The organism is Arthrobacter sp. R3-55, from assembly GCF_054161505.1.
The window spans coordinates 3,353,907-3,372,285 of the sequence record NZ_CP096423.1 but is presented as its reverse complement, the minus strand read 5'-3'; the positions used below and the strand labels follow the sequence as shown (position 1 = coordinate 3,372,285).

The 18,379-nt window shown below is 63.2% G+C and carries 15 protein-coding genes; 10 read left to right on the top strand and 5 right to left on the bottom strand.

Annotated features, from left to right (window positions below; translation table 11 throughout):
- Nucleotides 1-147: 147 nt before the first annotated feature.
- From M1D51_RS15430 to M1D51_RS15420, 3 genes are read left to right on the top strand one after another with little or no spacing between them, the layout of a single operon-like run.
- Nucleotides 148-693: a WhiB family transcriptional regulator gene (locus tag M1D51_RS15430; protein WP_458107107.1), complete on the top strand. Its 546-nt coding sequence runs from the start codon at nucleotides 148-150 to the stop codon at nucleotides 691-693.
- 29 nt (nucleotides 694-722) lie between these two features.
- Nucleotides 723-4,076: a glycosyltransferase gene (locus M1D51_RS15425; protein WP_458107106.1), complete on the top strand. Its 3,354-nt coding sequence runs from the start codon at nucleotides 723-725 to the stop codon at nucleotides 4,074-4,076.
- Nucleotides 4,039-5,706, top strand: coding sequence for a DUF5719 family protein (locus M1D51_RS15420; protein WP_458107105.1), 1,668 nt, complete (start codon nucleotides 4,039-4,041; stop codon nucleotides 5,704-5,706). Before M1D51_RS15425 ends, M1D51_RS15420 begins: the two co-directional genes overlap by 38 nt.
- Nucleotides 5,707-5,712: 6 nt before the next feature.
- Here the strand turns inward: M1D51_RS15420 and M1D51_RS15415 are convergent, their stop codons facing one another.
- Nucleotides 5,713-6,231 carry a metallopeptidase family protein gene (locus M1D51_RS15415; RefSeq protein ID WP_458107104.1) on the bottom strand — a complete coding sequence of 173 codons (519 nt, stop codon included), beginning with the start codon at nucleotides 6,229-6,231 and terminating at the stop codon, nucleotides 5,713-5,715.
- Between the two features lie 143 nt (nucleotides 6,232-6,374).
- Between M1D51_RS15415 and M1D51_RS15410 the strand changes: the two genes are divergently transcribed.
- From M1D51_RS15410 to M1D51_RS15390, 5 genes are all read left to right on the top strand, one after another.
- Entirely contained in the window at nucleotides 6,375-6,752 is a 378-nt protein-coding gene (locus M1D51_RS15410; protein WP_172324616.1) for a DUF3499 domain-containing protein, read from the top strand.
- Between the two features lie 146 nt (nucleotides 6,753-6,898).
- Entirely contained in the window at nucleotides 6,899-7,117 is a 219-nt protein-coding gene (locus M1D51_RS15405) for a Trm112 family protein (RefSeq protein ID WP_172324617.1), read from the top strand.
- Nucleotides 7,118-7,162: 45 nt separating this feature from the next.
- Nucleotides 7,163-8,641: an adenosylhomocysteinase gene (ahcY, locus tag M1D51_RS15400; protein WP_458107103.1), complete on the top strand. Its 1,479-nt coding sequence runs from the start codon at nucleotides 7,163-7,165 to the stop codon at nucleotides 8,639-8,641.
- Between the two features lie 119 nt (nucleotides 8,642-8,760).
- Nucleotides 8,761-9,981, top strand: a complete 1,221-nt coding sequence (locus tag M1D51_RS15395) for a L,D-transpeptidase (protein ID WP_172326293.1) — start codon at nucleotides 8,761-8,763, stop codon at nucleotides 9,979-9,981.
- Nucleotides 9,982-10,169: 188 nt separating this feature from the next.
- Complete coding sequence (locus M1D51_RS15390; RefSeq protein ID WP_458107102.1) at nucleotides 10,170-11,009, top strand: pentapeptide repeat-containing protein; 840 nt, start codon at nucleotides 10,170-10,172, stop codon at nucleotides 11,007-11,009.
- A 32-nt stretch (nucleotides 11,010-11,041) separates the two neighbouring features.
- Here the strand turns inward: M1D51_RS15390 and M1D51_RS15385 are convergent, their stop codons facing one another.
- Nucleotides 11,042-11,845 (bottom strand): RDD family protein, encoded by an 804-nt coding sequence (locus M1D51_RS15385; RefSeq protein WP_458107101.1) that lies wholly within the window; start codon nucleotides 11,843-11,845, stop codon nucleotides 11,042-11,044.
- 106 nt (nucleotides 11,846-11,951) lie between these two features.
- Here M1D51_RS15385 and M1D51_RS15380 point away from each other — a divergent pair, with 106 nt between their 5' ends.
- Both M1D51_RS15380 and M1D51_RS15375 read left to right on the top strand, forming a co-directional pair.
- Entirely contained in the window at nucleotides 11,952-12,944 is a 993-nt protein-coding gene (locus M1D51_RS15380; protein WP_172325189.1) for a stage II sporulation protein M, read from the top strand.
- Between the two features lie 139 nt (nucleotides 12,945-13,083).
- Nucleotides 13,084-14,280, top strand: coding sequence for a TIGR01906 family membrane protein (locus M1D51_RS15375; protein WP_458107100.1), 1,197 nt, complete (start codon nucleotides 13,084-13,086; stop codon nucleotides 14,278-14,280).
- Nucleotides 14,281-14,313: 33 nt separating this feature from the next.
- On the opposite strand, the gene M1D51_RS15370 is transcribed toward M1D51_RS15375, so the two are convergent.
- The 3 genes from M1D51_RS15370 to M1D51_RS15360 all read right to left on the bottom strand — a co-directional run bounded on the left by M1D51_RS15370 (nucleotide 14,314) and on the right by M1D51_RS15360 (nucleotide 18,312).
- Entirely contained in the window at nucleotides 14,314-14,502 is a 189-nt protein-coding gene (locus M1D51_RS15370) for a hypothetical protein (protein WP_458107099.1), read from the bottom strand.
- Between the two features lie 155 nt (nucleotides 14,503-14,657).
- Nucleotides 14,658-16,490 (bottom strand): AMP-dependent synthetase/ligase, encoded by a 1,833-nt coding sequence (locus tag M1D51_RS15365; RefSeq protein WP_458107098.1) that lies wholly within the window; start codon nucleotides 16,488-16,490, stop codon nucleotides 14,658-14,660.
- A 10-nt stretch (nucleotides 16,491-16,500) separates the two neighbouring features.
- Nucleotides 16,501-18,312, bottom strand: a complete 1,812-nt coding sequence (locus tag M1D51_RS15360) for a dolichyl-phosphate-mannose--protein mannosyltransferase (protein WP_458107097.1) — start codon at nucleotides 18,310-18,312, stop codon at nucleotides 16,501-16,503.
- Nucleotides 18,313-18,379: the final 67 nt, after the last annotated feature.

The following is an 18,379-nucleotide window of genomic DNA, read 5'->3' as shown; positions in this document are numbered from 1 at the left end:
ATTCTTGATTATTATCCCGGCGCAGCTTGACTGACGGGTAGTTACACGCGTGTAATTAGTAATCAAACGCCGCTGCACAGATGACCGGAACGTCGCCGGGAATCGGAAACACATCCACGCAGCAGCTGCAAAATCAGGAGGGACGCCATGGGGCAAGCGTTGCGTATCCAGGAAGATGCAGTCGTCGCAGAACATGCGTCGGTGAAATACCGTTCGCGGGAAGTACCGGGGGATTGGTACGTCGACCCAGCGGATCCGGAAGCGGCAGACCGCTACAACCAGAATGTGCAGGACTCCTTGGAGGATCAGGCGACTGCCCTCCTTGCCGCACATGAGGCTCTGATCGGCGATCTGCCTGCAGGTCCGGACGAAGACCTGGACGACCCTCCCATGGAGGTGCGCCGTCCACTGGAAACACCGGGACAACCTGTGTGGATCGGGCTTCCGGGCCAAGGCGACTTCGATGACGAAGGTGAACTTGGTTGGCAGACTGATGCCCTCTGTGCACAAACGGATCCGGAAGCTTTCTTCCCGGAAAAGGGCGGTTCCACCAGGGATGCCAAAAAAGTCTGCGGTGCGTGCAACGTCCGTTCGCAGTGCTTGGAATATGCCCTCGCCAATGATGAGCGGTTCGGAATTTGGGGCGGACTCTCTGAGCGGGAACGTCGTCGGCTAAGGAAGCGAGCGGTCTAATTCTCAAGGAAGTTCACGTTACCGCCGTTGTGGTCTCCCACAACGGCGGCAACTATCTCCCCAGGACACTGGCGGCACTGTCGGATCAAACACGTCCGGCAGATGCCGCCATTGGCGTTGATACAGGTTCCATGGACGGTTCGCTGGATATGCTCCGCGAAGCTTTCGGCCAAGGCAATGTCACCACCTTCCAGCAGCCGAAATCCGGCTTCGGCGCAGCAGTTCAGGCCGGCCTCCAGGAGCTGGCCCCCTACAAAGAAGCAGCAGGCGGTGACGCTGGAAGCCGCACCGGCCCGGTTGACTGGATCTGGCTCCTTCATGACGACGCAGCCCCGGCAGCCGACGCCCTGGCTGAACTTCTGCATGCCGTTGAACGAGCCCCCTCAGTCACGGTGGCCGGTTGCAAGCAGCTGGGTTGGGACAATGAGCGGCACCTGGTGGACGTGGGGCTTTCCACGAGCCGCTGGGCGGAACGTCTTACCCTCATCGATGCCGACGAAGTGGACCAAGGGCAATACGACGCCCGTACTGACACTTTTGCCGTGAATTCGGCCGGTATGTTGATCCGGCGCGATGTCTGGGAGTTGATGCAGGGCTTCGATCCTGCACTGCCCGGCAGCGGCGATGACGTGGACTTCTGCTGGCGCAACTGGCTGGCTGGAAATCGTGTGGTGGTGGTTCCCAGCGCCAGGATGTTCCACGTTGAGCACCGGCCCCATGGGTTGGGCACGTCCTCGGCCGCGCGGAAAGCCCAGATCCATCTACGGCTCAAGCACACTGCCTGGTGGAAGGTTCCTTTCCAGGCGTTGGGAGCACTGTTCGGAGCAGTCATTCGACTCGTGCTGAGCATTCTGGTCAAGGAGCCCGGATACGGCTTCTCCCAGTTCACTGCAACCATTGCCGCCCTCATCCGGCCGCTGGCCATTGCGCGGGGCCGCCGCGTTGCGGCAAGGACGCGCCGGGTCCACCGCTCCGTGATCCGCGGCTTGCAAACATCCACGCGTGAAGTCCGTGCCAACAGGCGCTCCTTGCTGGAGGCAATCCGGCCCAGTGAAGAGCCGTCGGCAGTCTCCGACCTCCTGGCACCGGAACCCAGTGGCGATGCCGCGGACGATTTCACGGCACTGGCAACCAACGAACGCGGTTGGGTGGGAACAGGCGCGGTCGCAGCAGCCTTGGTGGCCCTTGTGGCAGCATTTGTTGGCCTGCTGGGGCTGCTCCGCTCCGGCGTCGTGGCCGGTGGCGGCCTCATTCCACTCTCTTCAATGCCGGGAGACATCTGGGCCAACGCCTCTTCATGGTGGATTTCCCTCGGTGCAGGATTGCCGGGTCACGGGGATCCCTTTGGTTACGTGCTGTGGCTGCTGTCCCTCTTTGGCGGGGGAGACGGCAACTCTGCCATGGCTTGGCTTTTGATCCTTGCCATGCCGCTCTCTGCCGTTGGCGCATGGTTCGCTGCCGGTGCTTTGACCACCAAACGCCGTTTCCGCACTGTTGCGGCTTTGGCGTGGTCCGCCGCTCCTGCACTGCTCATCGCCATCAACGAGGGCCGCGCCGGTGCCCTGATTGCCCATGTGATGATGCCGCTGTTGCTGCTGGCCCTCTTGCGTGCATCAGGTTCTGCAATTGGCCAAACGCTTTGGCACGCCGCCCCATCACTGAGCAGGCGTCCTGCTCCCGTGCCCGGTAAGCCCGGAATCAACGGAACACCCTCGTGGACAGCAGCCGCGGCCGGAGGGCTCGCCATGGCCATTGTCACCGCTTCGGCGCCGTCCCTTTTGGGACCGATAGTTGTTGCCGTGATACTGGCGGCCGTCATCCTGGGCCAGCGTGGCAAGACCCTGTGGTGGTCGCTCCTGCCCACCGTCGCCTTGTTCGTGCCCTACGGAATTTCCGTGGTGGACAGACCCCGTGCCCTGCTGGCTGATCCCGGACTGCCTGTGACGTTCGAGGCTGCGCCGCTCTGGCAGCAGCTGCTCGGACAACCGTTGGCATTCGAGATCGACGGCGGTCTGACCGGTTTGCCTTTCTTTGGTCCAGGGCCACTGCCGTGGGCTTTGCTGCTGGCGCTGTTGGTCAGCGCGCCGGTCCTGATCCTGGCAGTGACGGCACTGTTCCTGCCCGGCAAGCGGACGGCCGTGGCACGCGTATTCTGGTTGGCGGCCCTGGCCACCCTGGCCAGCGGCTGGTTGGTGGGGCACGTCGCCACCGGAGTCAACAACAACGTCATCGTTGGACCCTTCACCGGCCCCGCGGTCTCAGCGGCCGGCATGCTACTGCTGGGTGCTGCGGTCATTGGTGCGGACAAGATCTTCCCGGCGCCTCGTCGGATGACCGATTCCAGTGGTTCGAAGCTGCCCCTGAGCCGTGTGGCTTCCGGGCTGGTCCTGATGCTCCTTGTGGCTGGGCCTCTTGCAGGCATGGGTGCCTGGGCAGCCCGTAACGTTCTTCAACCTTCGCCCCCGCCAGGGGTGTCCGCATCAGCCACTTCGGCCGAGCCGGGATCGTCCTTGGGAGCTGAACGCCAAGTATGGCCGGTTGAGTCCGGCACGCTGCCTGCCACCGCCGTGGACCGTGGCCAGGGACCTGAACGAACCCGCACACTGGTCATTACCAGCGGCGAAGAGGGTGCGTTCACGTCCTCCTTGATGCGGGGAGCCGGCACCACTTTGGACAGCTTGTCCACCATCGCGTCCGCCCGGACGATCATCGGCGCACCGGGTCGCGAGGAAATTGTGGATGACGACGCCGCCACAGCCTCGCTTCGACGGGCGGTAGCCACCATTGTTGCCAGCAGCGGAGTGGACCCGCGCGCCGATCTTGAACAGCTGGGAGCCGGATTCGTGGTCCTGAAGGCCGCGGACAACGCCGCCCAGCTGACGGCGAGCAGGATAGACGCAGTTCCGGGCCTGGTTGCCGTTGGACAGACCGACGCCGGATGGCTGTGGCGTGTCACGCCCCGAAACCAGCCTGCCGCAACAGCTGCCGAAACCGCGCACCGCGTCCGGATCATCGATTCCGAGGGCACCACCGTGGCAGGAGTGCCGGCAGATGAAGTGTCTGTGGACGCTTCCGTCCCTGCAGGCGGAGAGGGCCGCAAGATCGTCCTGGCTGAACGCGCCGATCCCGGCTGGACAGCCTGGCTGGATGGCAAACAGCTCACGCCGGCCACCTCCGGATGGTCGCAGGCCTTTGAACTTCCAACCAACGGTGGTGAGCTGGAAATCCGTTACACCAACCCCTGGGCTTTGTGGCTCGGCATGATGCAGGCCGTGGTGATAGGGCTGACGGTCCTGTTGGCCATCCCGATGCCTGCGCGCCGCACCCGAACCGGTATGTCGAGGGATGAAGTCTCCCTCCGTAAGGAGTACAGCAGTGTCTGAGGACAAGAAGGAGCCCGTCGAGCAAAAGACCTCGCGCAGTGCCGGTAAAGGCTCGCGGAGCTCCAACCGGGGTGTTGTCACAGGTGCCCTCTCCGCAGTGGTCATCCTGGCCGCCGGTGGAGGTGCTGTTGCTGCGGCCGCGATGTTGCCCCAGCCATCCGGCGGGACCACCATGGATATCCGGCAGGCCGACGTTCCGGCGGGCCGCGCCCTGGGTGTTTGCCCGGAACCTGCCCGCCTGGTCAATGGAACGGTGGTAGGAACGGACGCAGACTTCAGCCCCGTCTCCACTACCGCCGTCAGCGCTCTGAACGCAGTGGTGTTGAGCAACCCCGCAGGAACGGTTCCCGGGAGCAAAGTGACGACGCTGGAAGGCGAAGCCGTCGCCGAGATCGCCAAGGCGCCGGCCAGTACTCCCTCCCCAACCGCCGGACCTCCGGTGTTGTCTGCCGGTATTGCCTCGATTTCACCGGTGACGGCTCCGGCTGTCGTGGGAGCGGACCCTCTGGGAAATGAGCAAGCCTCCCTTACCGCCAATCTCAGCTACGCCGCCACCGATGGAGATCTCCGTGGGCTGGCTTCGGCCCAGTGCCAAGCGCCGGGAAACGACGCCTGGCTCTTGGGAGCCAACACAGCAGTAGGCCGTACGGCAGTCCTGAACCTGAGCAACGCCTCGGAGACTCCCGCCACGGTGAACCTTGACCTCTTTGGGGAGCAAGGCCAAATTCAGGCGCCAGGGGCACGTGGCCTCCTGGTTGCTCCCGGAACTACCCGCTCAGTGAACCTTGCAGGCCTGGCTCCCAGCGAATCGCAACTCGCTGTCCATGTGCGCAGCACCGGTGGCCCGGTGGCTGCGACCATTCAGCAGAGTGTATTGCGTGGTCTTGCTCCCGGCGGCGTCGAATACCTTTCGCCGGGCTCCGGGGCCTCGAGCCTGCAGGTCATGTCCGGTGTGGATATCCAGGATCCTGCAGCGACGAAGGCACTGGCCGCAAAATCCGGTTTCGCTGACGCTGCGCCGGCCCTGCAGATCGCCGTCCCCGGTTCCACCGATGCCGTAGTGCAGGTCAGTCTCTATGGGGCCAACGGCGAACGCAAGATTCCCAGCGGGGGAGTGGTCACCGTCAAGGGCGGATCAGTAGCCACCGTCAACCTTGAGGGCATACCTGCCGGTACTTATACCGTCAGGGCAAGCTCCGACGTCGCCTTTGTGGCTTCGGCCCGGGTGACGCGGGGAGCCAAGGCAGAGGAAGCCACCGATTTCGCGTGGTCTCCCTCCTCTGCCCGCCTGGGCAGCCAGCACCTGGTGGCCGTTCCGCGCAGCGGGCAGCGGTACTTGAGTTTCGGCGTCCCGGAGGGGCGGGGCACGGTGAGTTACGCGTCCGTCACCGCTGACGGTGCAGTAGGCAAGTCCGTTGACGTGGACATGTCCGGTGGCACAACCTCGTTGATCGAACTCCCTGCCAAGTCCGGGGACTCGGTGGTAGCCGGGTATGTGGTCTCAGCCTCCGGTGACCCGATCTACGGCGCACTGGTGCTCGGTACCCAAGGCCGCCCGGACATCTCGGTAGTGGCCATCCAGGACGCAGCCGCCGGACTTGAGAAGGTCCCGGTTTCGGTGGGCTACTAGCGGGCGCTACTGGTACCGGCGGCGGTACACGGGATCCAGTGTCTCCGGGGGCACGCCCAGCATCTCAGCGGTGTACTCCACCACGACGTCATGCACCAGGTCCTGCAGTTCCTCCCGGGTGTTGGAGCCTTGCTCCACCACCCTGCGATACACAGTGATCATGGGTGCCTCGCCCCGGCCGCCGGGCGTATAGGCGCCCAAGGGTGCCGGGCCTCCCTGGGCAACAAGTTGTTCCAGGTTGGGCGGGATCTCGTCGACGGCAAACAGCACGCCGTCCAGCTGCTGTCCCCACATGTCCTGGAGCCGTTCGGCAGAGTCCAGCACCATGTCATCGAAGCGCTCTGCGCGGGTGCGGAAGCCGGGAAGGCTGGGGAGCATCAGCTCTCCGCGCAGCCCCCGCCCGTGGCGGTTACGTCGGCGCCGCCGGAAACCGCGCGCGCCCGAACCGGCGTGTTGCTCTGCCTGATCGCCATCGGCGTCAGTCCACCGGATGCTGAATCCGGGAACATGTGGCTGTGACTGCATATATCGACTTTAGTCCCGTGGAACCGCCAGCGCGACATCATCGCCCCGTACCGCGCCGGACTAGCCGCGGAGTCGCCGGCTTCAGGGGGCCACGGGCACCCAATGCGCGAATCCGGGGCCAATTGGCGCTAATCTGGGATGTTGTGGGTGCTATTCGTCAATGTTCAAGGTCAGCCTGCCGCCAGTCCGCGGTGGCTACTTTGACGTACGTGTACGCCGAATCGACCGCCGTCCTTGGCCCATTGGCCACCTACGCCGAGCCGCACGCCTATGACCTTTGCTCCCAGCATGCGGAGAGCCTCACGGTTCCGCGGGGCTGGGAGGTGCTCCGCCTGGCCATGCCTTCCTCGCCGCCCGAACCTGGTCCCGATGACCTCTTGGCTCTCGCAAACGCCGTTCGTGAGGCTGCCTCCGCAGCCCCCGAGAATCCTGCCCGTCAGAGCCACGCGCACCTGGAACCGCCTGCGTCAGTGGAGGGAACCAGGCGCGGCCACCTTCGCATCCTCCGCGAACCATCCTGACCCCATCAGCTTTTCGGCTTCGATTTTCAGCTTGGGACGCAATTCGTCGCCCCGCTCCAAACAGCCTGATCCTGCGCGGTAGTCTGGAATCTGCAGATAACATCCGCCAGCTGCGCCACGCCGGCGCCACCCAGGGAGCATCATTCATGCCAAAGGTCAGTCCTGAACTGTTGTCCATCCTGCGCTGCCCCGTAACGGGTTCACCGCTGGTCCAGGAGGGCGAGGAGCTGGTCTCCACCGCTGAAGACTCCAACGGGGCAAAACTCCGCTATGCGATCGAGGACGGCATCCCCCTGCTCCTGCCGCCGGAGCTCCTCGCCGCGGCCAATGCAGCCACTTCCGGCCAGCACGATTCCAAGGCCTAGCCCACACTTCTTCACTCAATCCGCACGGTACCCCTAAGGACTTTCATGACTTTTGACTTCAAAGTGGCTGACATCTCCCTTGCCGAAGCCGGCCGCCATCAGATCCGCCTCGCCGAGCACGAGATGCCGGGACTCATGTCCCTCCGCGCCGAATTTGGCGCTTCGCAGCCCCTCAAGGGCGCACGGATTGCCGGTTCCCTGCACATGACCGTCCAGACGGCCGTCCTCATCGAGACCCTTACCGCGCTGGGCGCTGAAGTTCGTTGGGCTTCCTGCAACATCTTCTCCACCCAGGACGAAGCCGCTGCCGCCGTCGTCGTTGGTCAGGGAACGCCTGAGGACCCCCAGGGCGTGCCCGTCTTCGCCTGGAAGGGCGAAACGCTGGAAGAATACTGGTGGACTGCCGAGCAGATCCTCACCTGGCCCGGCGCGGACACCAACCCGGAGTTGGGTCCGAACATGATTCTCGACGACGGCGGCGACGCAACGCTGTTGCTCCACAAGGGCGTGGAATTCGAAGCCGCCGGTGCCGTGCCGTCGGCAACGGAAGAGGACCCGGAAGAATACGTCCTCATTCTGGACCTCCTCCGCAGGACCCTGGCAGCTGATCCGCAGAAGTGGACACGCCTGGCCGCCCGGATCGAGGGTGTCACGGAAGAAACCACCACCGGCGTCCACCGTCTGTACCAGCTTGCCGAGCAGGGCAAACTGCTGTTCCCGGCCATCAACGTCAACGACTCCGTCACCAAGAGCAAGTTCGATAACAAGTACGGCATCCGCCACTCGCTCCCTGACGGCATCAACCGGGCCACCGACGTCCTTATGGGTGGCAAGGTAGCCGTCGTCTGCGGTTACGGCGACGTCGGCAAGGGCGCTGCAGAGGCCCTGCGTGGACAAGGCTCCCGGGTCATCGTCACCGAGATTGATCCCATTTGCGCCCTCCAAGCGGCCATGGACGGCTACCAGGTGGCCAAGTTGGAGACTGTGCTTGCACAGGGCGACATCTTCATCACCACCACGGGCAACAAGGACGTCATCATGGCCGAGCACATGCTGGGCATGAAGAACAAGGCGATTGTTGGAAACATCGGCCACTTTGACAACGAGATCGACATCGCCGGATTGGCTAAGATCCCGGGTGTCAAGAAGGTGGAGATCAAGCCCCAGGTCCACGAATGGGTCTTTGATGGGGGCACGGATTCCGAGCGGTCCATCATTGTGCTGTCCGAGGGCCGCCTCCTCAATCTTGGCAATGCCACAGGACACCCGTCGTTCGTGATGAGCAACTCCTTCGCCAACCAGACCATCGCGCAGATTGAGCTCTGGACCAAGAAGGACCAGCCTGCGGGGGAACGGGAATACGAGAAGCAGGTTTACGTGCTTCCCAAGATTTTGGACGAGAAGGTTGCCCGGCTCCACCTGGACGCACTTGGCGTTGAGCTGACGGAACTGAGCAAGGACCAGGCGGATTACCTGGACCTGGATGTTGCTGGTCCCTATAAGCCGGAGCACTACCGCTACTAAAGTGGTCCAGCGCCACCCAAATCGATGGTGAAAGGCCGGACACGCGACCAGCGTGGCCGGCCTTTCGGCTAGAATTGGGTGTTCAGTATTGCTTGCCGGGGGACAGGAAGACGGGAACCATGACGGAAGTCGCCAAACGGAAGACAGGCAAGATCCTTGCCATCGTAGGGATCTGCGCCGCTATTGCCGTGGGCGGAATCGGTGTGGCCACCGTGCCCGGGTTGCTGGCTGGTTCGACCCAGGACAGCGGTGTTGCGCCGTCCCCAGCACCCACGGTGGAAGCGAAGCCGGTGGAGCTGGGCATCACACCGTTGGATGGCACCATCGAGTGGAATCCCGTGGTGGGGCCGCAGATCAAGGCCGTCAACGGCAAGGTCAAGGACGTGGTCCTGGCTCCCGTGGATGGCGGTACTCCTGTCCAAGGCAAGACCAGCCCGGATGGAAGCACCTGGACCACACTGGAAGTGCTGAAGTTCAAGACCCGGTACAACTATTCCTTCACAGTGGTGGATACCGCCGGGAAGGAAACCAAGAAGACCCAAACCTTCACCACCGTTTCCGCGGCGTATGAGGCAGATGCTTCCATTTACCCCCGCAACGGAACCACGGCCGGTTCGGGCCAGCCCATCGAGATCAACTTCAGCGAGCCCGTGGTGGATAAAGCAGCCATGGAGAAGCGTGTGGCCATCACGGTTTCCTCCGGCCAGCCGGTTGCCTGGCACTGGTACTCGGACAAAAAGGTCCGGATCCGCCCGGAAGCCTTTTGGGCAACGGGCACCACGGTGACCGTGGACATGAAGCTCCTTGGTGTCGATTTCGGCAACAAGATGATCGGAAACGCGGACGTCGTATCCACCTTTACCACCGGCCCCCAGCGCGTGGCCGTGGTGGATGACAACACCAAGACCATGAACGTGTACTCCGACGGGCAGTTGGTCCACACCGCGCCAGTGTCGCTCGGTGGCGAAGATTGGTTGTCGCCTACCGGTTACGCCGTGATTATGGAGCAGGAACGCCACTCCAACTTCAATGCGGGAACCATCGGCCTGAAGCCGGGGGACAAGGGCTACTACCCTCCGTTGGTGGTGGAGTACGCCAACCGCCTGACGTGGTCCGGTGTCTACGTGCACCAAGCCCTGGAAGCGGCCTGGAGTTCAATCGGGGTTGCCAACGTTTCGCACGGTTGCGTGGGCCTGCTGCCGGCGGATGCTGCCTGGTTCTTCAACAACATGAAAACCGGTGACGTCGTTCAGATCCTCAACACCGGGGCACCCGCAGTAGAGCCGCTGGAAGGCTTCGGCGACTGGAACATCCCCTGGGCGAGCTACGCCCAACGCTAAGCCAGCGGGTACGATTGGTCGCAGTGATTATTTCCTGCGGTCTTTGACGAATATTTCCTGCGCCGACCACATGTTGGCCCTTCATTTTGTGCTGCCCTCCACGGTGATTACGGGTTTCCCTGCGGGGAACCCGTCCACGGGTTCCCCGGCTCCTTCCATCGGAATCTCTTTCATCACCTGGAGCACACATGACTCTTCAACCAATTCTTCGCCCGGACTGCGGCAACTGCTTTGCCCTCTGCTGCACAGCGCTGGGATTCGCCCGCTCGGCTGACTTTGCCATCGACAAACCGGCCGCCACGCCGTGCCCGAACATGTCGGCCGACTTTTCCTGCGCCATCCATCAACGGCTTCGGCCCCGCGGCTTCCGGGGGTGCACCGTCTTTGACTGCTTCGGCGCAGGCCAAGTGGTCTCCCAGCGCACCTTTGGCGGTACAAGCTGGAGGGACAACCCCTCGTCCACGTCCTCGATGTTCGCCGTGTTCAAGGTGGTGAGGCAACTCCACGAAATGCTCTGGTACTTGGCCGAAGCTCAGCAACGGACCTTCGATCCCGACCTCGCTTCAGCAGCGGGCCACCTGACCGGGCGCATCACCACCACCGCCCAAGGCGACGCAACAGCGATCCTGGACACCGACGTCGAAACCCTGCATATGGAAGTCCGGGCCCTCCTGATGGAGGTCAGCGAAGAACTACGAGCCTCCTACGGAGCCGAGGACACGCAAACGCACGACGACGGTACTGACCGGAACGGTGAACACACCGGCGCTGACCTGATGGGCGCGGACCTGGCGAACCAACGCCTCTGCGGATCCAACTTCCGCAGTGCCTACCTGATAGGAGCAAACCTCAGGAACAGCGACCTCACGGCAGCAGACCTCCTGGGAGCCGATCTCCGAGGAGCCCACCTCCACGGCGCGGACCTCTCCAGGGCGCTGTATCTGACCCAACCACAGATCACCGCCGCCGAAGGCGACCCCACAACCCTCCTGCCACAAAGGCTCACAAAACCGGATCACTGGGGCTAACACCCGCAACCGGGACAAGCCGGTGGCGGGCACTAACCGTCAGTGAACGGCAGCTTTTGCAGCCGCTCACCGACGGAAGCGTTCCGCTGCTCCGCCTGGCGGAGGCGGACGAGTTCGCGGTTGCGGCGTTCCCCGAGGACTGCTCCGATGTAGTCCTCGGGGATTGTCCCAGTAGGCGGGGGAGGTGCGACGTACTTTGCGAGTTCCGAGGCGATGGAGGTGGCCATGTTGACCCTGGAGGCCGGGGCCATGAGGTAGGCCTGCTGCACGAAGGTACCTGCCCTGCGGGCGGTAGAGTCGGGGACCCTGCCGATGTCTGCCATGGCAGCCCAGCCTTGCAGGTAGTGCGGTGCCACGGGCATGATCCGGGGTTTGGAGGGGACCCGTTGGCGGAGGGAGTAGGTTCCGGCAACGATGTCGCCGAGGCGTTTGGACCGGTCGTTGAACAGCGCCACGCCGATCGCGAGGCCGCCGAAGGTCAGGTAGATCTCCAGGACGCCAATCAGCCCCCGGATGACGGCGTGCCGGAAGCGGATGGAGCCGCCGTCGTCGCGCACTATCCGAAGTCCTGTAGCGAGCTTCCCCAGGGAGCGTCCACGGGTGAGGGTCTCCACGGTGACGGGAACTATGACGATGGAAAAGACGACGCTGCTCAGGATCAAGGCCCGGATGGCGGCTTCATCGAGATCCTCCGAGGCGATACTGACGAGGATGATGAGGAGTATCGCCAACACTATGTGGGAGACGACGTCGAGGATGAGGCCCAACGCGCGGGCAGCGAAGGATGCCGGTCGCAGTTCGAGGACCACTGCCTCGCCTGTGATGATTGAACTCATGCCAGCCCCCATGCCTCGCAAACGCTGCGGGCGCTTGGCGTGCCCGTAACACCGAGTCTAGCGGCGTGACTGATCTTCACGCGGACTGAGGCGCTAGGGTGGTGCCGTGGACATCGACGCCTTCTCGGCCGTACATGGGGACAAATGGTCCCGGCTTCATTTCCTTGCGCATAAGCGCCGGCTCACGGGAGCCGAAGCGGATGAGTTGTTGCGGCTCTATCAGACGGTGTCCGGGCATTTGTCGCTGATCCGTTCAGTGGCCCCGGAAACTGCGTTGTCGGCCACCCTGTCTGCAGGGCTGGCCCAGGCCCGGACCAGGTTCACCGGGGCGCGCTCGAATTTCATGGAAGACCTGGCACAGTTCTTCGTCATTTCCCTGCCGGCGGCGTTCTACCGGATCCGCTGGTTGACCCTTTGGTGCGGGGTTGCATTCGTCCTGGTGGCCGGCGCGTACGCCTTGTGGATCGGGACATCGGCGGAAGCGCTGAGGGCCGTGGCCAGTGAAGCCAAGGTCCAGCAGTACGTGGAGGAAGACTTCATCGACTACTACTCGGAAAACCCGGCTGCCTCGTTCGCCGGAGCCGTGTGGACCAACAACGCCTGGATTTCGGCCCAAGCCGTGGCGTTCGGCGTCACAGGGTTCTGGGTGCCGTTCATCCTTTTTATGAACGCTCAAAGCCTGGGCGTGGCCGCGGGACTTTTCCTGGCGACCGGGAAAATGGACGTCTTCTTCAGCTACATCCTTCCGCACGGCTTGATGGAACTGACCGCAGTGTTCATTGCCTGCGCAGCCGGGTTGAAAATTTTCTGGGCCATGGTGCGCCCGGGGCCCCGCACACGGCTGCAGGCTGTGGCTGACGAGGGGCGTTCCTTGATCACCGTGGCCTTGGGGCTGGTGCTCGTTCTGCTGATTTCGGGAATGGTGGAAGGTTTCGTGACGCCCAGCGCGTTGCCCGTGTGGGCGAAGATCACCATAGGCGCCCTGGTTCTGGCCGGCTACTGGGTGTACACGTTGGTGCTTGGTGGCAGGGCCGCGCGGACCGGTGTTACCGGTGACCTGGACGCGAACGACGCCGGATACCGCAGCATCGCCGCGTAGACCTTACAGTTACGTTTCGATCCGGGCTCAGCCGGGGTGGCACAGCGTGTCGGCGGAAGGCCGGGCGGTAGGCTCGAATGCAGACAAGAGAGCCGGCAGTACGCATTCGCCGGTGGATGCCTACGGAAGTGAAACCGCTGTGAGCGACAAGAGCCCAAAACCACAAGAACCGGACACGGACGTCCACGAGGACCCCAACGAGCCGGCCTTCGATTGGATGAAGCCGAAGACCTCCAGCGGTGCCTCTCCGGCGGCTACTGAGGCGAAGGCTGCCCCCACGACGACGACTTCCGGTACGGTTGACCCCGCGCCGGCGGTTGCCACAGGGGCGACGCCCGCTACCGCGACGCCCGCCGGCGGCCAGCCCGGGAGCCGTGCCGATCGGAAGGCTGCAGAAGCGGCCGACGCCGAGCCCGAACCCCCGCTGTTCGCTGACACTCTTGCTGATACCGCGTCGGAGAAAGAGTCCTCGCACTATTCAGACCCCTTGCCGACGTCGGCCCTTCAGGTCCGCCCGCCCGAAGAAGAAGTGGCCCGACGCAACGCCGAACGTGAACAAGCCGCCAAGGTCAAGCCGATCGGACCGCGGGTTTTCCAGGTTCTGTTGGCTGTGTTCTACCCGGTGATCCTCCTGGTGCTCGCCGTCCGGGCTGTTACCAGCCCCCTGTTCCTGTGGGTGGAGTACAACCGTCCGGGTTTCCCGGGCGATGGCTACGGATTCAGCACTGATGACCGTATGACCTACGGCTCCTACGCCGTGGACTACCTCAGCAATTGGGCTGGTCCGCGTTACCTGGGTGGTTTGGTCAACCAGGATGGCACCAAGCTTTTCCAGGACAGCGAAGTGGCGCACATGGCCGACGTGAAGCTGGTCATTTTGTCGTCCTTCGCTGCCGGACTGCTGCTCATCATCCTCAGCATCATCGCCATCCTGTACCTGCGTAAGCGCAGCAACGGCGGCATCCGCCGAGGTCTCTTTGCAGGATCGATCGTCACTTTGGTCATCATCATTGGTCTCGCTGCCCTGGCGGCACTGAGCTGGGAGCAGTTCTTCACGGAATTCCATCGGATTTTCTTCGCCAATGGAACGTGGACGTTCTCCCTGGAAGACACTCTCATCCGGCTCTTCCCGGGACAGTTCTGGATAGATGCGGGCATCGTGATCGGCGCGTTGGTGTTCCTCGTGGCGACGGTGACGTTCATCTTTACCTGGCCCACCAAGCGGCGTCGGAGCCTCACCCCGGCCCCATCGGCGGAGGAGGACCAGGAATCAGACGCGGAAGCCGCTGTTGAGGCCGATGACCTCAGCAAGGAACGGACGGACGCCCACCGCTGACAGCTCCCGGGCTGTTGGATGTGGGCCCATGCGTCAGGAGATTTCCGCCGGGAAAGTAATTAGCGGTACCAGCAGGAAATCGATTCGCTGTTGGACTATCGACAGAATGATGAAAAGTGTGCCGAAGGCTATGAATGCCAGCCCCAGGATTCGTGGAACCATGCTGGCCCTGGCGCGGGAATAGTAAAGCGCCTGTGCCGGCCCTGCTGAACTTGCTGCCATGAGGTCCCCCTGAACGTGTGGTTCGTGAGGGCAACGCTACGGCCCAAACAAGGACCCTCAGATGAGGGAACAGTGAATTAGGTGGCGATTCTGGCGAAATTAGGTGGTGAGAAGCGTGAACTAGGTGGTGATTCGATGCGATCGAGGTGGTCCCGCTACTTCTCGTAGAGCTTCTCCACAGCGGCCTTGAAGTCGTTGACCACGGCTGCCCGCTGCAGTTTCAGGGACGGCGTGAGATGCCCCGACTCGACACTGAGTTCCGCGGTGATGAACGCGAACTTACGGATCGATTCAGCCGCGGAGACGAGCTTGTTGGCCTCGTCCACGGCGGACTGAACGGCCGCTATCACCCGGTCATTACCGGCCGCTTCGGCAGGTGACAAAGCACCGATTTTGTTCTCGGCGCACCAGTCGGCAAGTCCTTCAGGATCCAGGCTCACCAGTGCGGCGACGAAGGGACGGCCGTCGCCCACCACCACGGCCTGGCCTACCAGTGGGTGCTCTCTGAGCTTCTCTTCCAAGGGTGCAGGGGCCACATTCTTGCCCCCAGCAGTGACCAGGAGGTCCTTCTTCCTGCCGGTGATCGTCAGGAAGCCGTCGGCGTCCAGCTCGCCGAGGTCACCGGTACGGAAGAAGCCATCAACAAACACAGCCTCGGTGGCCTCTTCATTGGCATGGTAGCCCTTGAAGACACCGATGCCCTTGACCAGCACCTCACCGTCCTGGGCCACCCGGATGGTGGTGCCGGGAAGGGGGATGCCCACCGTACCTATTCGGGTCATGCTGGGAGTGTTGACGGTGCACGGGGCAGTGGTCTCCGTCAACCCGTAGCCCTCCAGCACAGGCACGCCTGCACCATGGAAGAAATGGTTGTCCCGAAGACTCAGCGGGCTGGCTCCGGAGACCGTGTAGCCGACCTGTCCGCCGAAAACCTCCCGAACTTTGGGATAGAGGAGCTTGTTGAACGCGGCATGCTTCATGCCCAGAAGCCACCCCGGCCCCGGTCCCTGTCCGCGCGAGGCGAGGTCCACCGCCGTCGAATATTCCACGGCGGTTGCCGACGCTGCAGAGAAGAGCGCTGCCTTTCCGCCCATGGCGGCCTTGTGGCCGGCGCCGGCATAGACTTTCTCAAAAATTCGCGGCACGGCGAGCAGGAACGTGGGCTTGAAAGTACTGAGGTCTGCCATCAACCCATTGGCACCCGCGCTGTGACCCAGCGTGATGCCGGCAGTCAGGCACACCACTTGTACTGCCCGTGCCAGGACGTGCGCCAGCGGCAGGAACATCAGCGTCCGTGCGCCCTGCTGCATCAGGAGCTCGGGAAGGAACGGAATGACGTTCCGTGCCACCAGGACAAAGTTGCCGTGCGTGATCTCGCAGCCCTTGGGCTTGCCGGTGGTTCCGGAGGTATAGACAATTGAGGCGATGTCGGCGAGATTCGCTGCGCTGCGCTGGCGCTCCAACTCAGCGTCCATGATGCCGACTCCGACGGCGGAGACGCTGGTCAGGTTGGGGGCGTCGCCGTCGTGGTCCATCCGCATGATCGCCACGGGATCATCGCCGAGAGCCGCGGACCGATCCACCAAGTTGTGCACGAGTTCGGCTTTGGCATGGTCTTCGACGAAGATGCGGCGGGCGCCCGAATCTGCCAGGATCCACTCGATCTGGCTTGCCGAGGACGTCTCGTAGATGGGAACCGTGACGCCGCCGGCCATCCAGATAGCGAAATCAACCAACGTCCACTCGTAGCTGGACCGGGACAACACCGCTACAGGATCGCCAGGGTTGAGACCTCCGGCGATCAGGCCCTTGGCGAGGGCGGTAACGTCCGCGAGGAACCTGGCCGCGGAAACATTCAGCCATCCGTTCGCCGTCTTGTGGGCGTACAGAGTGCCAAACGGATCCTTGGCGCAGCGTTCCAGCAGGAGGTCCGTGACGTTGGTATCCGGGTCTGCCTGGACCAGAAGCTCCGTGCTGGCTTCCCTCACTGCTTGCCTCCTAGATCCACGACGGCATCCACATTCTCATCCGCCATTCCTGGTAGCTGATCACTTCCGCGGTCAGGACCGGGTAGAAGAACGCCGTCGCCACGACTGCCAGTACAAGGACCAGGCCCACCGCATAAAGCCCGGAGCGCCGCCGCCAGGGCGGATCACTGCTGCGGCCCAGGACCAACCCCAGCACATACGTCAGACCGAGAACCAGGAAGGGCTCGAAGGACACAGCATAAAAGATAAACATGGTGCGTTCCGGATACATGAACCACGGCAGGTACCCGGCGGCGACTCCTGCAAGGATGGCACCTGCGCGCCAATCCCGCCGGCCTGCCCACCAGAACAGCAGGATGACCAGCGCAATGGTTCCGCCCCACCACACCACCGGATTGCCCACGGGCAGGATGGCCGAGGAACAGGTCTCTACGACGCAGCCGGGCGTGCCCTGCTGGGGCGTCTGATAGTAGAACGAGGTAGGCCGGCCCATGAGGAGCCACGTCCAAGGACTGGACTCATACGGATGATCTGAGCTCAGTCCTTGATGGAACTTGTATGCCTCAAGGTGGTAGTGCGCCAGGGATCGTACGGAATTGGGCAACCAATCCCAACCCGGTGCCGGGTTGGTGGCCGCCCACTGCCGGTAATAGGCATCCTTGGACAGGAACCAGCCCGTCCACGTTGCCGCATACGTCACGGCAGCCACCGGAATGATGGTGATGAACGCCAGGAGGCCGTCCTTGAGGATTCCGGCGCTGAACCAGCTGCGGATTCCAGCAATACGCCGGGCGTTCAGGTCCCAAAGGACCGTCATCAGGCCGAAGGCGGCCACGAAGAACAACGCGGACCATTTGGTTCCCACAGCCAAACCAAGGCAGATCCCTGCAACAAGGCGCCACCAGCGCATTCCAAGCCAAGGACCGGCCACCAGCTGCGTAGGGGAGGGGCGGCCTCGCGGGGAAGCAGCCGCTTGCGCGGCGAGCCGTGAAGCCAGACGACGACGACCGTCGTCGCGGTCCAACAGCAGGGCGCCGAACGCGGCAAGGATCCAGAACGCGAGGAAAACATCCAGCAAAGCCGTCCGGGAGAGCACCAAGTGGTGGCCGTCAATGGCGAGCAGGAGCCCGGCAACGGCGCCGAGGGTGTGTGAACGGAACAGTTTGAGGGCGATGAGGGAAATCAGGAAAACGGTCAGTGTCCCCGTCAACGCTGCACCGAAGCGCCAGCCGAACGGGTTGTCGCCACCGAACAGCCACATCCCGAAGGTGATCATCCACTTGCCCACCGGCGGATGGACAACATATTCCGGGGTGTTGAGGAGGACATTCGGATTGCCGGCGTTGAAGGAATCATTGGCGTTGGCGGGCCAGCTGCGCTCGTAGCCGCTCACCAAATAGGAGTAAGCGTCCTTGACGTAGTAAGTCTCATCGAACACCAGGCTGTGCGGAGCATCCAGTCGGAAGAAGCGGAGGATGCCGCCCAGCACGGCAGTGATGGTGGGGATCAGCCAGAACCACAGGCGTAACGACGCCGGGTAGTCCCGCCAACTCTGGATCCCGCCGATCAGGCGCTCCCTGAGGGCCTGCGCGGTATAGGCCTCCGGTGGCCGTGCGATCCAGCGATGGCGCTCCAGGCCGCGGCCCGGAAGCGGCGCGGCTGCAGCGTGCTCCATCGCCGAAGTCCGACGCGACTGCATCACGTCCCCGATGACCGGGGTGGGTGGTTGCTCCATACTGTCCGGCGTGTCACCGGCTCCGGTGGTTGACGGGGACGCCACAGGAGTTCCGGAAGTGGTGGCAGGAACGGGCGACTGGTTCACCCGCCCATGCTACCTTTCGATCCTTGATGCAGCGTTGAGGTGCGGCGCTGGAGACAGCGCGGCATTA

Bases quoted from the DNA above. Each gene is read 5' to 3' on its own strand.
- M1D51_RS15395 (WP_172326293.1), top strand. From the start codon at position 8,761: ATGACGGAAGTCGCCAAACGGAAGACAGGCAAGATCCTTGCCATCGTA.
- M1D51_RS15430 (WP_458107107.1), top strand. From the start codon at position 148: ATGGGGCAAGCGTTGCGTATCCAGGAAGATGCAGTCGTCGCAGAACAT.
- M1D51_RS15390 (WP_458107102.1), top strand. From the start codon at position 10,170: ATGACTCTTCAACCAATTCTTCGCCCGGACTGCGGCAACTGCTTTGCC.
- M1D51_RS15420 (WP_458107105.1), top strand. From the start codon at position 4,039: ATGAAGTCTCCCTCCGTAAGGAGTACAGCAGTGTCTGAGGACAAGAAG.
- M1D51_RS15370 (WP_458107099.1), bottom strand. From the start codon at position 14,502: ATGGCAGCAAGTTCAGCAGGGCCGGCACAGGCGCTTTACTATTCCCGC.
- ahcY (WP_458107103.1), top strand. From the start codon at position 7,163: ATGACTTTTGACTTCAAAGTGGCTGACATCTCCCTTGCCGAAGCCGGC.
- M1D51_RS15385 (WP_458107101.1), bottom strand. From the start codon at position 11,845: ATGAGTTCAATCATCACAGGCGAGGCAGTGGTCCTCGAACTGCGACCG.
- M1D51_RS15405 (WP_172324617.1), top strand. From the start codon at position 6,899: ATGCCAAAGGTCAGTCCTGAACTGTTGTCCATCCTGCGCTGCCCCGTA.
- M1D51_RS15415 (WP_458107104.1), bottom strand. From the start codon at position 6,231: ATGCAGTCACAGCCACATGTTCCCGGATTCAGCATCCGGTGGACTGAC.